General features: G+C 61.4%; 12 protein-coding genes and 1 pseudogene. 5 read left to right on the top strand and 8 right to left on the bottom strand.

Going from position 1 to position 12,819, the window contains the following annotated elements; all coding sequences use genetic code 11:
• Nucleotides 1-59 precede the first annotated feature (59 nt).
• The 3 genes from ACIPPQ_RS06845 to ACIPPQ_RS06835 all read left to right on the top strand — a co-directional run bounded on the left by ACIPPQ_RS06845 (nt 60) and on the right by ACIPPQ_RS06835 (nt 4,154).
• Nucleotides 60-287: a hypothetical protein gene (locus tag ACIPPQ_RS06845; protein ID WP_446543385.1), complete on the top strand. Its 228-nt coding sequence runs from the start codon at nt 60-62 to the stop codon at nt 285-287.
• 10 nt (nt 288-297) lie between these two features.
• Nucleotides 298-2,028, top strand: coding sequence for a M20/M25/M40 family metallo-hydrolase (locus tag ACIPPQ_RS06840; RefSeq protein ID WP_446543384.1), 1,731 nt, complete (start codon nt 298-300; stop codon nt 2,026-2,028).
• Between the two features lie 62 nt (nt 2,029-2,090).
• Nucleotides 2,091-4,154: a M28 family peptidase gene (locus ACIPPQ_RS06835; RefSeq protein ID WP_446543383.1), complete on the top strand. Its 2,064-nt coding sequence runs from the start codon at nt 2,091-2,093 to the stop codon at nt 4,152-4,154.
• Between the two features lie 109 nt (nt 4,155-4,263).
• Here the strand turns inward: ACIPPQ_RS06835 and ACIPPQ_RS06830 are convergent, their stop codons facing one another.
• Together ACIPPQ_RS06830 and ACIPPQ_RS06825 are read right to left on the bottom strand one after the other, a co-directional pair.
• Nucleotides 4,264-5,502 (bottom strand): leukotriene A4 hydrolase C-terminal domain-containing protein, encoded by a 1,239-nt coding sequence (locus tag ACIPPQ_RS06830; protein WP_446543528.1) that lies wholly within the window; start codon nt 5,500-5,502, stop codon nt 4,264-4,266.
• A 33-nt stretch (nt 5,503-5,535) separates the two neighbouring features.
• Nucleotides 5,536-5,976, bottom strand: a pseudogene (locus ACIPPQ_RS06825) (aminopeptidase); the annotation flags it as partial.
• A gap of 384 nt (nt 5,977-6,360) precedes the next feature.
• Here ACIPPQ_RS06825 and ACIPPQ_RS06820 point away from each other — a divergent pair.
• Nucleotides 6,361-6,939 carry a winged helix DNA-binding protein gene (locus ACIPPQ_RS06820; protein WP_446543382.1) on the top strand — a complete coding sequence of 193 codons (579 nt, stop codon included), beginning with the start codon at nt 6,361-6,363 and terminating at the stop codon, nt 6,937-6,939.
• Between the two features lie 25 nt (nt 6,940-6,964).
• Here the strand turns inward: ACIPPQ_RS06820 and ACIPPQ_RS06815 are convergent, their stop codons facing one another.
• On the bottom strand, nt 6,965-7,675 hold the full coding sequence (locus ACIPPQ_RS06815; protein ID WP_446543381.1) for a FadR/GntR family transcriptional regulator: 711 nt from the start codon (nt 7,673-7,675) through the stop codon (nt 6,965-6,967).
• Between the two features lie 193 nt (nt 7,676-7,868).
• On the opposite strand from ACIPPQ_RS06815, the gene ACIPPQ_RS06810 reads away from it, so the two are divergent.
• Complete coding sequence (locus ACIPPQ_RS06810) at nt 7,869-8,360, top strand: flavin reductase family protein (RefSeq protein ID WP_446543380.1); 492 nt, start codon at nt 7,869-7,871, stop codon at nt 8,358-8,360.
• Between the two features lie 21 nt (nt 8,361-8,381).
• On the opposite strand, the gene ACIPPQ_RS06805 is transcribed toward ACIPPQ_RS06810, so the two are convergent.
• The 5 genes from ACIPPQ_RS06805 to ACIPPQ_RS06785 all read right to left on the bottom strand — a co-directional run bounded on the left by ACIPPQ_RS06805 (nt 8,382) and on the right by ACIPPQ_RS06785 (nt 12,778).
• Nucleotides 8,382-9,317 (bottom strand): VOC family protein, encoded by a 936-nt coding sequence (locus tag ACIPPQ_RS06805; RefSeq protein WP_446543379.1) that lies wholly within the window; start codon nt 9,315-9,317, stop codon nt 8,382-8,384.
• A gap of 11 nt (nt 9,318-9,328) precedes the next feature.
• On the bottom strand, nt 9,329-10,180 hold the full coding sequence (locus ACIPPQ_RS06800) for a cupin domain-containing protein (protein WP_446543378.1): 852 nt from the start codon (nt 10,178-10,180) through the stop codon (nt 9,329-9,331).
• An 85-nt stretch (nt 10,181-10,265) separates the two neighbouring features.
• Nucleotides 10,266-10,751 carry a redoxin family protein gene (locus ACIPPQ_RS06795; protein ID WP_446543377.1) on the bottom strand — a complete coding sequence of 162 codons (486 nt, stop codon included), beginning with the start codon at nt 10,749-10,751 and terminating at the stop codon, nt 10,266-10,268.
• A 24-nt stretch (nt 10,752-10,775) separates the two neighbouring features.
• Nucleotides 10,776-12,002, bottom strand: coding sequence for an NAD(P)/FAD-dependent oxidoreductase (locus ACIPPQ_RS06790; protein ID WP_446543376.1), 1,227 nt, complete (start codon nt 12,000-12,002; stop codon nt 10,776-10,778).
• Nucleotides 11,999-12,778, bottom strand: a complete 780-nt coding sequence (locus ACIPPQ_RS06785; RefSeq protein WP_446543375.1) for a 2-keto-4-pentenoate hydratase — start codon at nt 12,776-12,778, stop codon at nt 11,999-12,001. Before ACIPPQ_RS06785 ends, ACIPPQ_RS06790 begins: the two co-directional genes overlap by 4 nt.
• Nucleotides 12,779-12,819 lie beyond the last annotated feature (41 nt).

Here is a 12,819-nt window from a genome sequence, read left to right as displayed (position 1 = left end):
TCCCGCCTTTTTGTTGCAGCCCGCGCGCCTGATATCCCGCGCCTCTGAAATGATTGCTCATGCCGAAAAATTCGCCGCGCGCCCTGCTTGCATTGCCCATGGCGATGACGATGCACGTCGAGGCAGGCACGATGAAGATCGAGCTCCTCATTGAGGACATGCCAGACAGCCAGGCGGCAATTGTCGCTGCCAAACTCGGAGAGGCCTACCTCGTTCGCGAGGTAGGCCTCGAACGCGTGGAACCGGCCGCGGGGCCGGGCGAAGCGGCACGGTACGTAACAGTGTGAAGGGCACCGCATGAAGAGATTGTCGCTGGCATTGCTGGGAGCCGCAGCGTTTTCCGTGTCGACAGCCGCTCAGGAGATTCCGCAGGTCGTCAGGGACGCGCTCGAGACCGAAGGCTCGGCGAATTCGAAAATCATGTGGCTTATGCACAATATCTCCGATGTGCACGGGTCCCGCCTCACGGGTTCGCCGCAATCGCGCCGCGGCCTTCAATGGGCCGTCGAGACCTTTCGATCCTGGGGTCTCGAGAGACCCCGTCTTGAGCCTTGGGAGTTCGGCTTTCCGGGTTGGAGCAACCAACTCGTCGAGCTGAGCGTGACCGCCCCCTATCAGGCGCCAATTCTTGCGCGCGCTCTGCCTTGGACACCGTCGACCAAGGGTCTCGTCAACGCGCCCGTCATTCTTTTGGCTCCGCCTGGCATGCCGCCGGCGAGCCGCGCGCGAGCGCAGAACCCCGCGGCGCGGGCCAAGGCCGGGCAAGCAGATCCGCTGCCCGCGCCGCTTGGCGGCGCGGAAGACGCCGAATATGTCCTTCCGACCGCCGCCGAGCTGCAGGCTTATCTCGCGCCGCGGAAATCGAAAGTGCGCGGCGCGATTGTCCTTGTCGGCCCGCCGGCAGTGCCGCTCCGAAACTTCAAACCTATTCTCCTGCGCACTCCGGATTCCGAATGGGCCGCCACGTTCGCACCGAGAGACGCAAACCAGAAGCCGGCCACCTCTGCGACCTCGCCTTCCTCGTCGGGGGAAAAACCCCGGCTGACACTTCATGAAGTTCACGAGCAAATCTCAGCCTTTCTCACCGAAAACGGGGCCTTGCTCAGAATCGTCGACTCCGCCGATGCTCGCGGCGTTCTCAAGGTCGAGACCGCGAGCGGCTATAATCTGGCAGCTCAATTGCCGGCAGTGATGATCTCGAACGCCGATTACGGCCGCATGGCGCGGCTAATCGATAGCGGAACGCCGGTCACTGTTCGGGCGAACGTCCAGAGCAGCTTTCATCCTGACGGGCATGTCGCGCACAATGCGCTCGCGGAGATCGAGGGCACCGACAAGAGGGACGAGGTCGTGATGCTCGGCGCCCATTTCGATAGCTGGGAAGGTGGCACCGGCGCGATCGACAATGGAACGGGATCGGCGATCATGATGGAGGCGGTACGCCTTCTGAAATCGCTCAAGGTGAAGCCTCGCCGCACAATCAGGGTCGCGCTGTGGACAGGTGAAGAGCAAGGCGTTTTCGGTTCGCAGGCCTATGTCGCACAGCATTTTGGCAGCTTCGAGAATCCGAAGCCGGATTATGCAAAGCTTGCCGCTTACGTGAACATCGACACGGGCACGGGGCGACCGCGCGGAGCGACGGTGTTCGGTCCGCCAGGGGCTGCCGCGTTCGTTGCGACGGCCATGGAGCCCTATCGGAAATGGGGATTCACCGGCGCGATGTCGTCAAGCGTGAGGAAGGTCGGCGGGGCCGATACGGGCGCCTTCTACGCAGCTGGCCTTCCCGGGATCGGCCTTTACCAGGATTGGCTCGACTATAGCACGTCGCGGCATTCCAATTACGACACATATGAGGAGGCTTACGAGCCCGATCTCCGCGTCGCAGCCGTCGAGGTTGCGGCACTCGTTTATGCGCTTGCGAACGATGAGAAGATGCTGCCTCGCTTTAGCCCGGCAACCATGCCGCCGCCGAGCGCTGCCGAGGAAGAGATCGAGCGGCTAAAGCCGGCCCGCGCGCCGGCGCGGTGAAAAGAAGCCGGAACCGAAGACGTACGCGTCAAATCTGTGATCGAGAGAGGAAGTTGCACATCATGCGTAGAATTGCGGCCATCACGCTGACGGCAATCCTGATTACGAACGCGCCTCTCACCGCGCAGGAGAGTGAAGATCGGACGCTGCTTCCGCAGGAGCAGATGACGGCGATCATCAACGAAGTGTCGGGCGAGCGTGCGATGGCGAGCGTTCTGGAGCTGGTACCCTATCAACGCGTTCGGCCGGCGTCGGAATATCAGGGCTCATTCCGGGAAACTCGCGTCGTCAAGCAGTTGGCCGAAGAGTTCGGGTTCAAGAATGTAACGGTCGATACGATCGGCGCAGATAAGAAGGCGTGGCAACCTGAGGTCGGCGAGCTTTGGATGGAGACCCCGAAAAGCGTCAAACTCTTCGACATCCAGGACATCGCGCTCAGCCTCGTTTCACTTAGTGCCAGCGGCAATTTGTCCGGGGCGCTGGTCGATGTCGGCGCCGGGCGCGAAATCGACTTCGAGGGAAAGGACGTCAAGGGTAAGTTCGTTCTGGCGTCAAGCAGCCCTTCCAATGTTTATGATCGAGCGGTCGAGCGCGGCGCCCTCGGCGTTCTCGCGGTAAGTGCGGTCAGCCCGCAGCGCGCGATCGATTATCCGCGCCAGATAGTTCACGACGAGGTCGAGGCGAAGCCGGGCACGGTCGCGTGGGCCGTAACGCCCGAGGTCCGGCAAAATCTCCTCAGCTTTCTCGAGCGCGGTCACCCGGTCACCATCAGCTCGAAAGTTCGCAGCGTCGAAGTTTCGGGGAAGGAGGAGATCGTTCACGCCCAGATTCCGGGCGACGGTTCGACCAGCCAGGAAGTCGGAATCAGCTGCCATCTCTATGAAGGCCTGATCAAGCAGGGCGCGAATGACGACAATTCCGGCTGCGCGCTCATTCTCGAAACAGGCCGCGCCTACATCAAGCTGATCAACGAGGGCAAACTGCCGAGACCGAAGCGCACGATCAATTTCCAGTTCGTACCCGAAATCAGGGGCACGGCGGAATTTCTCAAAAAATATCCGGAAAAGGCGCGCAACATGATCGGCACGCTCAATTTCGACATGGAGGCGCTTCGCCTCTCGGACAGTCGCAGTTACTGGATACTCCAGCGAACGCCCGACAGCTTTCCCTCCTATCTCAACGACATCCCGCAAAGCATGATGGAATATGTCGCTGATATCACACGCGAGCGATTGCGCTTTCGCCGCGGGCTGAACGGCTATGCTCCTACCCAGCCCGTGGAATCGCCGCGTGGCAGCAAGGATCCGTTCTACGTCAAGATCGACAAGCATTATGGAGCGAGTGATCATGTGATTTACATGCAGAACGGCGTGCCGGCGGTCATGTTCATAACTTGGCCCGACATGTGGTATCACTCGTCGGACGATACGCCCGACAAGCAGGATCCCACGCAGTATAAGCGTGCCGCGACAGTGGCGCTCGGGTCGCTAGCCGTCCTCGCGACGGGGACGGACGCGATGGCCGAAGCGGTACTGAACGAAAATCTCGGTCGAGGTCTCGCGCGGATGGGCGAGGCCCACACCAAGGCGCTTGGCTATTTGTCCGACGCAGCCCCCGGCAATCTGGCGGACGCCTACAAAGAAGCGCGCACCGCCGTGCAACATCAGGGCCAAGTCGAAGCCGCGGTGTTGAAGTCGGCGCGCGTGATGTGGACCGATGCAGGCAAGGGCCAGTCGAGCACCGACATGATCGCGCGCTTGATCGACCAGCGGTCGCAGGCGCTTATCCGCGAAGTCGATACGGTCTATGCCCTCAAGGCGCGCGCGTCGGGCGCCGCACCCGCGCGCGCCGCCAAAACCCGGCTCGAGGAGGAGGCTGCGCGGATAATGGTCAAGCCAGGCCCCAAATATCCTCGAGACGCCTATTTCCCGCCGCGCGGCCCAGGCCCGCACCTCCCCGATGAATTCATGGCCGAATTCAGCCTCCTGATCGCGCGCGGAAATATGACGGCCCTCGAAATCCGGGACTTTCTTTCGGGCGAATTCACGCCCGTACCGCTGGCGGATGTCATGGCCGCCCTGAAAGGGCGCGAGGAAGCCGGCCTCGTGAGCCTGACCAAAAAATAGCGAGCGTAAAAGCAGCGGAAAACCAGTGTCACTCAGGATCGGCTGCGACGCAAAGGCACCCTCCATCGTCCGTCAAGCACTCGCCGCGCGGCACCACGCCGACATCCTTTTATGGCTGCGGCGATTGTTCTGTCTTCGGCCCCAGCAATTTGGCGAGCCCGGCGGACACCGTCGGGTGATATCCCGGTCCAGCGGTCCGAAAAGCATCGGTCGCAATCGCCCGGCCCCAGTCACCCTCGGCGAGGAGATCACGATAGATGGGCCCTATGAATAGGGGTCTTCCTACGGCATTGAGGAATTCGATGATCGACGCGCGCGCCGGTTCATAGCGATTGGCAATTGCGAGTTGCAGCCAGGCGGTTCGGACATAGGCATTGCTCGAACGCGAGAGTCCGAGCTTGTCGTCGAGATCGGCGAGACGCGCCGCGTCTTGCCGGCGCTCCAGCCCGTCGAGGAAATATTTCCACTCCTTCGTTCCCCAGCCGTCCGTCCGGAGCGCCGCCGCGCCGCTTCCGCTGGCGAAATGCTGCTGCTGCTCCTCGACCTGGGCAAGGCGGGGAGAGACGGGATGGACGGCGTTCGCGGGCAAGCCGGTGCCATAGGCCCATTCGTCAAGCCGAAGCCTGGCTTCAACCGCGCTTTCCCCCTTTATCAGATGCTGCCGCAGATCCGCCAGGAAGCCGGCAGTCGTTTGCGGCGCGAATGCGTTTCGCTCGAAATAGCCACGAAGATAAGGGTCGAACCGATCGCGCCCTACCGTTGCCTCGATGGTCCGCAGGAAGGCCGCCCCCTTGCTATAGGGCAAGCTTCCGTCGGTCCCTGCATGAAGCTTTGTGCCGGCGGGGTCAGATGCCAGGAGCCGGGCCGTCATCGCTTCGAGCGCGCGCCAGTCGAGGTCCGCTTCAAGGTCCGCGCGCTCCTTCCCGTACATGCGCTCCATGATCCGGTTCTCGACATAATTGGTGAAACCCTCGTTGAGCCAGAGGTCGTTCCAGGTCGCGTTGGTAACGAGATTTCCGGACCAGCTATGGGCCAGTTCATGTGCGATGAGGTCGACATTGGCGCGGTCGCCGGTGATGAAGGTCGGCGTCAGAAACGTGAGTGTGGCGTTCTCCATGCCGCCTGCGGGAAAGGAGGCCGGCAGAACGAGGACGTCATAGCGGCCCCACAAATAGGGACCATAAAGCTCTTCGGCTGCGCCCACCATCGCTTCGGTATCGACGAGTTCCTTCGCCGCGGCGCCGAGATTTCCCGGTTCTGCCCAGACTCCGGTGCGCGGCCCCAGAGGATGAAATGCGAAATCTCCGATGGCGATAGCAATCAGATAAGGCGGGACGGGATGGTCCATGCCGAACCGGAAGGCTCGCTTGCCCGGTCCCGCAGGCTCGCCTTGCGGCGAAAGGCGATCGGCACTCATCAAAGCGACAAGGCCTTCGGGCACGACAATACGCGCGCTCCATGTCTGCCGAATTCCGGGACTGTCCTGCGTCGGGATCCAGCTGCGATTGTTGATCGGCTGCCCCTGACTGAACAGAAGCGGAAGACGTTTTCCGCCGGTCGACGCCGCCGGAAGCCATTGCAGCGCGCGCGCCCCGGGGCTCGAACGATAGCGTATCACGATCGTCTTCGCCGACCCGGGAACGATCGTCAGTGGCGCACCTTTTTCCGGATCACTGGCGCCGATCGACCAGCGAAGGGCCCTTCCATCGCGATCCGTAACCGAGATGATGTCCAGTTCGAGCGCGTCGAGCACGATCGATGTCGCGCCCTTCGCCATCATGATATCCAGCGTTGCCGTACCGGTGAAGCGTTTCTCGGCCATATCGGCCTCGAGGTCGAGCGCCACGTGGGTGACGCGCGCTTCCAGCGGGCGGGCATAGCTTTGATCGTCGACAGCGTCAGCGCCTTCAAGCACGCGGGCCGTGACGCGATCCGCTGCGTGCGCAAGCGTCGGGGTTGAAATCGGCACTCCAAGGACGGCCAGGCTCGCGGTCAGCAAAATGGTTCTGGCGGGTTTCACAGATATTGCTCCCTCATGGATCGAAGCGCGTCCGCGGCGCGGGGCTGTCGAATGGTCGGCAGTTTGGAGACACCAATTTCGTCAGCCAACATCGAAACAAACAACCCACGCGCGGGTAAAAAAATGCCCGAGCTCCTCGATATAATGCAATCGTGTCGACGGTATTTTGTCAATAAAATATATGATATGTTACCGATTGACTGTTTGTTTGAACTTTGGTCTGTATTCAGGACCAAGGGGAAGAACATGATGACAGAAATCGAGAAATCGGCGCCGATCGTTTCCTCCGCGCATCTGGCGACCGGCGCATCGCCGGCACTTTCCGAACTGGAGTTCAGCCTTACGTTGGCAGCGAACGCATATCAGCGCTGGATCGTGCGCTGCGCAGCGGCGGCCGGCGCGCAGCTTACGCCGCTCGAGATTCTTATCCTGCACACCGTACGCCATCGTGATCGTCCGAAACGATTTATGGATGTCATGCTCGTCCTCCATATCGAAGACACACACTTGGCCAATTATGCGGTACGCAAACTGGCTGCGGCGGGCCTCGTCAACAGCCGGCGGCAAGGCAAGGAAAAGCTCGTCGAGATCACCGAAGAGGGCATCGGCTTTTGCGACCGTTACAGGGACGCGCGCGAAAAATTGCTCGTCGAGAGTGTCAAGGCCGGCGGGATCTCGGAGGAAGCGCTTTCGCACATGGCGACGCAGCTGCGCATGTTGTCGGGCGACTATAATCAGGCTGCTCGCGCTGCCGCCACCCTCTGACAAGAACCAGCGGGTCTTTCGCCCTCTACCGCGCGTGGCGTTCCAGATGATGATGCATCGCATCTGCGATCGCGCGCGAAATCGTCAGAGCTCCCTCGACGTCTCGCGCTCGAAGCTTGGCGACAAGGTCGTGACGAGCGTCTGCAACGCCATCCATGGGTGCGGGGCCGACACGCTCCACAAAATCCAGCACCACCTCGGTGAGCGAGCCGAGCAGGGTCATGACGAGCTGATTGTGGCTCGCCTGTCCTAAAAGCTTGTAGAATTGACGCGTATTCTCGAGACGTTCTCGAAGTCCCGCTGCTTTGCGCGCCGCGGATATATTCTCGTCCAGTGCATCGAAATCCTCGTCGGTCGCCCGCTTGCAGACCAGCGGGATGACCATGTCGTTCATCAGAACACGCGTCTCGATAAGGTCGTTGAGCGGAACCTTGCCGAGCGAAATCATGTCGCGCATCGACGTCGAGATTATCTCGGAGTCGAGGTGCTGGATGAAGGCGCCTCCCTTTTTCCCTTTCTGAAGAGTCAGGATCCCCGCACTCTCGAGCGCCCGCAGTGCCTCACGAACAGCGGCGCGCCCGACGCCCAATTGCTGGGCCAAGTCCCGTTCCGCCGGCAGCTTGTCTCCAGGCCGAAGCGACTCCTCGTAGATCCTGCCGCGAATCTGCGAACAGACTTCTTCGAACACTCTGCGCTTCTTGATTGGCTGATAAACCGCCGTCTCGCCGCTTGCCACGTTAGCCCACCCGTTTCCTGTGTGAGAAGCCGATTACATCATTTTGCCACAGACGAGCAATGACGTTCGCTCACGCGACGGTCGCATAGCATCTTCGCCATACACACAGTCCGGAAATCGCAAATTTTCAATGGACGGACCATTAAGGAACGGGCATGTGCTCATGGGAGAGCAAGTTGAGAGAAGGTGCCAGATGGATCATTCAACCGAGCTCAAGGCGGCCATGCGGAGGATGCCCGGAGCCGTGTCGCTGGTCACGGCCTTCCATCCATCGACGAATGAGCCGATGGGGCTCGCCGCATCGGCGGTCATTCCGGCATCGATGGCTCCGCCGACGATGCTTGTCGCCATAAATCGCGAGGCAAGCGCCCATACGGCGATCGCATTATCGCGGCGTTTCTGCGTGAACCTTCTCCAGATCTCACATTGCGATCTGGTCACGCTGTTTTCAACGCCAGGAAGCCGCAGCAAGCGTTTCGAAGGCGACAACTGGGACCTCTCGGGTAGCGCGCCCATCCTGCGCGACGCTGCGGCCAGCATTTCCTGCGATGTTTTCAGCAATACCGAATGCGGCACGCACGACATTTTTATCGGACATGTCGTATCGGTCGTCCGCTGCGGGCGGCCCGAGCCTCTCGCGTGGATCGAAGGCAATTTCGCCCGAGCGGTCGGCCTCGCCGGCTGAAGCCGCGAAACTCGTCGAGCCTCAGCGGGCGATCACGCCCAGCCTGACGCCGCCCGTGCGCTCTACGTCGAACCAGCCGACACGCTTGCCGAACCATCTACCTTTGACCGAGAGGCGATATTTCGCGCGCGCTGCCTTGAAATCGGACGCGCCAAGCAAGAGTGCAACCGGCCCGTCGCCAAATTTCGCGACCCGATCGGCCATCCATCCCGACGATGCGGACGCGAGAATGACGGGTTCGCCTGCAAAACGGGCGATCGTCCCGAAGGCCTTGTCGTGCTGAACCGAAGGGGCCGGCCAACCATATGCCTTGCGGAACAGCGCAATCGACGAGTCGAGGTCCTTTACGCCGATCACGACGCTGTCCACGCCCGACACAGGCGCCCCTTTGACGCTGGCCGAAGTGCGCACCCTGAGGTGGCGGGCCGTTTTATCTTCGATCATCAGCGGCAGCACGGCCCCCGGCGACCCGGCACCTGCCATGGACGATATCCATTCGACCGCTTTGCCGTCCTTCGTTGTCCGGCCCCCAGGACGCGGCGCGGTTGCTTCGACCCCGACCTCTTTCAGACGCTTGACCTCGCCCGCGACGTCGTCGACGAGCGCAAACCAGAAGCAGGGTCCGGCATTGCCCGCCATGAGCGCACTCCACGGCGATCCCTCGAACGTCCCGGGCACGGCTGGTCCAATGAGCTCGATATAGGTCTTATCGTCGAAGCCGATATGCGCCATCCGGCTCGAAGCGTTTGCGTGCAGCCCGTCCGCGTCCGCAATCAGACCGGCGTCCGCAAAGCCCTTCTGCAGGATGTCGAGATCGGTTGCGCAAACCGAGACATGATCAAGCCGCGGCGATGCGGCGAGCGGAGTGGTTATCGACATGAACGCTATTAGCAAACCGATGGTGGGCAACCTGTGGTCGCACATGCGATGCGGAGCCCACCGGACCGGAGATGTCATCGAACTGCTCCTCATTTTGCCGCGGCATCGGTCAGCGTGTTGATGCTGATGTACATGATCGGCACATTGCTGGTATTTTCGACATTGCGAACGCCGCTGGCGGGATAGCTGATCGTGGACCCGGCCTTGAACGGGATTTTCTTCCCGTCGAAGACAAAATTGCCCTCACCCATCAGCACATAGAGCGTCTCGTCGGTATCATTGTGGGTGTGGCGTCGCGTTTCGCCGCCCGGCCCCAGAATCAGGATCTCCGCAACCGCGAGTTTCTGCGCGCGGCGCAGCCTGAGCGCGCGGACCTGCAGCAACTGGCCTTCGGTGACCGAAGCATTGGAGCGCTCGTCGAATACATAGGTGATCCAGAAGCCTGTGCCCACGGCGGGCTTGTCGACGGTCACGCCCGGCTTTGCGACGACCGGCCAGGAGGCCACGCCTTCTGGTGCGTCGCTCGGCACAACGCCGCCGGTAATACGGAAGGCGACGAGCCTCAGCGGCGCGTCGCCGGTATTGATCATTTCATGCTTCAAGCCGGGCGTGAGATAAAGGGAGATATCCGGCCGGATGACATAGGTGTCGCCCTTGCCGACTTGATCGTAGACGCTGAGCGCGCCCCGGCCGTCGAGCAGATAGTAGAGACGCTCTTCCGGAAAGCCCTGAAGGCTGAGCCTCCCACCAGGCGCGATGACAATTTCGTCGACCTGAGTGTGTTTTCCACCCGATTTTTCGAAAGGTAGCAGGACATTGGTCCGCACGCCCGGATCCTGAGCAGTTTGAGCCGCGCCGGCGGCCCCGGCGGGCAGCTGAGATAACGCTGCCATGGCCATCGCGGCCAGACCGAGCCCCAAACCCCAGGACTGACGCTTCATCTTTTCCTCCCTCACAAGCACGGGCATTCCCGGCAATTTTTAATGGTCAGTCCATAACGCGTCAACACAAGCTGACAAGATGGCACTATAGCAATGCGAGCATGGCCTCCGCGCTCGATCTGCCGGTGTCCTTGAGCCCTGCCTCGACGCCAAGACCGAGGATTATGCCGTTGTCGACGATCATTGCGTAACGCATCGCGCGCCGGCCCAGCTCATAGTTGGAGATCGATTGATCCAGGCCGATATCGCGCGTGAATGCGCCACTGCTATCGGCGAGCATGTCGATCCGATCTTCGCCCGCCACCGCATGGCGCCAAGCATCCATGACGAAAACGTCATTCACAGCCGTGCAAGCGATTGCGTCAACGCCCCGCGCGCGAAACTGCTCGTGAAGCGCGATGTATCCGGGGAGCTGGACTTGCGTATCGGTGGGGGTAAAAGCGCCGGGGCTTGAAAAGAGGACTATTTTTCGCCGGGCAAAATAGCCCCGGCTTTCAAAAGCAACGGGTCCGTCGGACCCCATTTTGAAAAATAGGGCTTCGGGCAGGGCATCCCCGATCGCAACCGTCATGACGATTCTCTCTCCTTGCTGGCCTCAGCCTAAAAGCGACTTCAACCGTCGCGTCTCGTCCTTGAGCATTTCAGCATCGACCAACGTTCCCGCGGCCATGAGTTTGCGCGCCGCCGACATGTCCGCCGGCCTGTTCACCGATATCGCTGCGGTCAGTCGGCCTTCGTCCAGCTGGAACAGCGAATAGGACTCGCTCTTCATATTGCCGCGCGCGACAAATGCGTCGTGGCGGCGCGGGAAGCCGGCAATTTGCAGATTATGATCGAACTGATCCGACCAGATCCACGGCGCGCGCCTCATGGGACCGGCGCTGCCAAGCAGCGCCTGTGCAGCCTGCTCGGCCTGGTCTCGCGCACTTTGCCAGCATTCGAGACGCACCGGCCTGCCCGCCCAATCATTGTGCTGACATACGGCATCGCCAGCGGCGTAAATATGGGGATCGCTGGTCCTCCCTGCACGATCAACGACGATCCCGTCGGTGACGTCGAGTCCGGCGGAACGGGCAAGCTCGGTCCTCGGAACCGCGCCGATCCCGACAACGACAAGATCAGCATGCTCGATCAATCCATTGCTGAGACGGACCGATTCCACGGCGTCCGCACCCTCGAACGCAACCGGATATATTCCGAACCGTATATCGATTCCCTGCTCGCCATGGATACGCGCGAAGCTTTCCGACACGAAGGCAGGGACAGACCGCGCCATCAGCCGCGCGTCCCGTTCGATGATTGTGACCTCGCGGCCAAGCTGTCGGGCGCTTGCGGCGACCTCAAGGCCGATAAAGCCTCCGCCCACCACTAGCACGCGCGACGCTTCGGCTAACGCGTTTCGCAGCCTTAGAGCCTGATCGGCCTCGCGAAGATGAAAGATGCCGGGCCGCTCTTCTCCAACGATCCCGAGCCGGCGCGGCTCGGCGCCCGGGCACAGCAGAAGCTTGTCATAACCGAGCACTCGCCCGCTCGCGAGCCCGACCTCCCGCGCCGCGCGGTCGATTGCTTCCGCCGGACTGTGGACAAGCTCGATCCGTCGGCTTTCATACTCGTCCACCGACATGTGAAAGGGCGGAGCCGGGGATGGCGTGAGGAGCAACTCCTTGGAAAGCGACGGTCGCTCATATGGCGGCAGCTTCTCGCCGCAAACGAGCAGAAGCTCGCCCGTATAGCCGCAGTCGCGAAGATGGACAGCGGCCCTTCCGCCAGCTTCACCGCCGCCGATGACAATGATCGGCCCCATGACAATATTTTCACTCATGCCAAGCGCAGCGATACGGGTGGCAACTCGTCGATTTCAGCGACGACGGTGCTTCCCTGCGCGATCGGCACCGCCTCGGTCGCCGCTCCGGCGAGAACAACCTGCCCCGGTGCGAGAGTGAAGCCGTATTTGCCGGCGAAACGCGCCGCTTCGATGAGCGACAGCCAGGGATCGCCAAGGATGGCCGCGGTGGAGCCGATCTGGACCGGCTGGCCGTCGATCGACATCGCCACCCCGAGGGATTCGATGGCGAGATCGCTCGCCGGCAATGACGCACCCAGGGCAAAAGTGGCCGATGAGCTGTTGTCGGCGACGACATCCGTCAGCGAGAAGCGGAAATCGCGGTACCGGCTGTCGATGAGTTCGATCGCCGCGCAGACGCCCGACACCGCTCGCTGTGCCTCCTCACGCGAGATTTCCCCGGATAATGGTTGGCAAATATGAAAAGCGATTTCGGGCTCGACCCGGGGATGAATAAAGCGAGCGCGAGGAACTGCGCCGCCATTTTCGGCCTGCATCGCATCGGTCAACCGCCCGAAGATCATTTCGGATACGCCCATTTGCTCCATCTTGGCGCGGCTGGTGAAGCCCATCTTCATCCCGACGAGCGTTTCGCCCTCTTCGAGCCGCAACTGGATCGCTCTAGCCTGGACGGCATATGCCTGCTCGATCGTCGGGCTGCTGGTCAGCGAAACTTGTTCAACCGGCCTCGCCCCCCGCATAGCCGAAAAGAGCCGGCCAGCCTCGTCTTCGACGAACGCTTCCATGATTGTCATCCTGTTTATCTCCTTGCCGTGCGCGCCTTGGCCGGCGGTCT

It is taken from the genome of Sphingopyxis sp. LARHCG72, from assembly GCF_052871675.1.
Note: the sequence above shows the minus strand (reverse complement) of the source record. Positions and strands in the feature narration are given on the sequence as shown.

What these genes read in the sequence shown, in the direction of transcription:
- ACIPPQ_RS06845 (WP_446543385.1), top strand. Translation starts at nt 60, where the DNA reads ATGCCGAAAAATTCGCCGCGCGCCCTGCTTGCATTGCCCATGGCGATG.
- ACIPPQ_RS06840 (WP_446543384.1), top strand. Translation starts at nt 298, where the DNA reads ATGAAGAGATTGTCGCTGGCATTGCTGGGAGCCGCAGCGTTTTCCGTG.
- ACIPPQ_RS06835 (WP_446543383.1), top strand. Translation starts at nt 2,091, where the DNA reads ATGCGTAGAATTGCGGCCATCACGCTGACGGCAATCCTGATTACGAAC.
- ACIPPQ_RS06830 (WP_446543528.1), bottom strand. Translation starts at nt 5,502, where the DNA reads ATGGACCATCCCGTCCCGCCTTATCTGATTGCTATCGCCATCGGAGAT.
- ACIPPQ_RS06820 (WP_446543382.1), top strand. Translation starts at nt 6,361, where the DNA reads ATGTTACCGATTGACTGTTTGTTTGAACTTTGGTCTGTATTCAGGACC.
- ACIPPQ_RS06810 (WP_446543380.1), top strand. Translation starts at nt 7,869, where the DNA reads ATGGATCATTCAACCGAGCTCAAGGCGGCCATGCGGAGGATGCCCGGA.
- ACIPPQ_RS06805 (WP_446543379.1), bottom strand. Translation starts at nt 9,317, where the DNA reads ATGACATCTCCGGTCCGGTGGGCTCCGCATCGCATGTGCGACCACAGG.
- ACIPPQ_RS06800 (WP_446543378.1), bottom strand. Translation starts at nt 10,180, where the DNA reads ATGAAGCGTCAGTCCTGGGGTTTGGGGCTCGGTCTGGCCGCGATGGCC.
- ACIPPQ_RS06795 (WP_446543377.1), bottom strand. Translation starts at nt 10,751, where the DNA reads ATGACGGTTGCGATCGGGGATGCCCTGCCCGAAGCCCTATTTTTCAAA.
- ACIPPQ_RS06790 (WP_446543376.1), bottom strand. Translation starts at nt 12,002, where the DNA reads ATGAGTGAAAATATTGTCATGGGGCCGATCATTGTCATCGGCGGCGGT.
- ACIPPQ_RS06785 (WP_446543375.1), bottom strand. Translation starts at nt 12,778, where the DNA reads ATGACAATCATGGAAGCGTTCGTCGAAGACGAGGCTGGCCGGCTCTTT.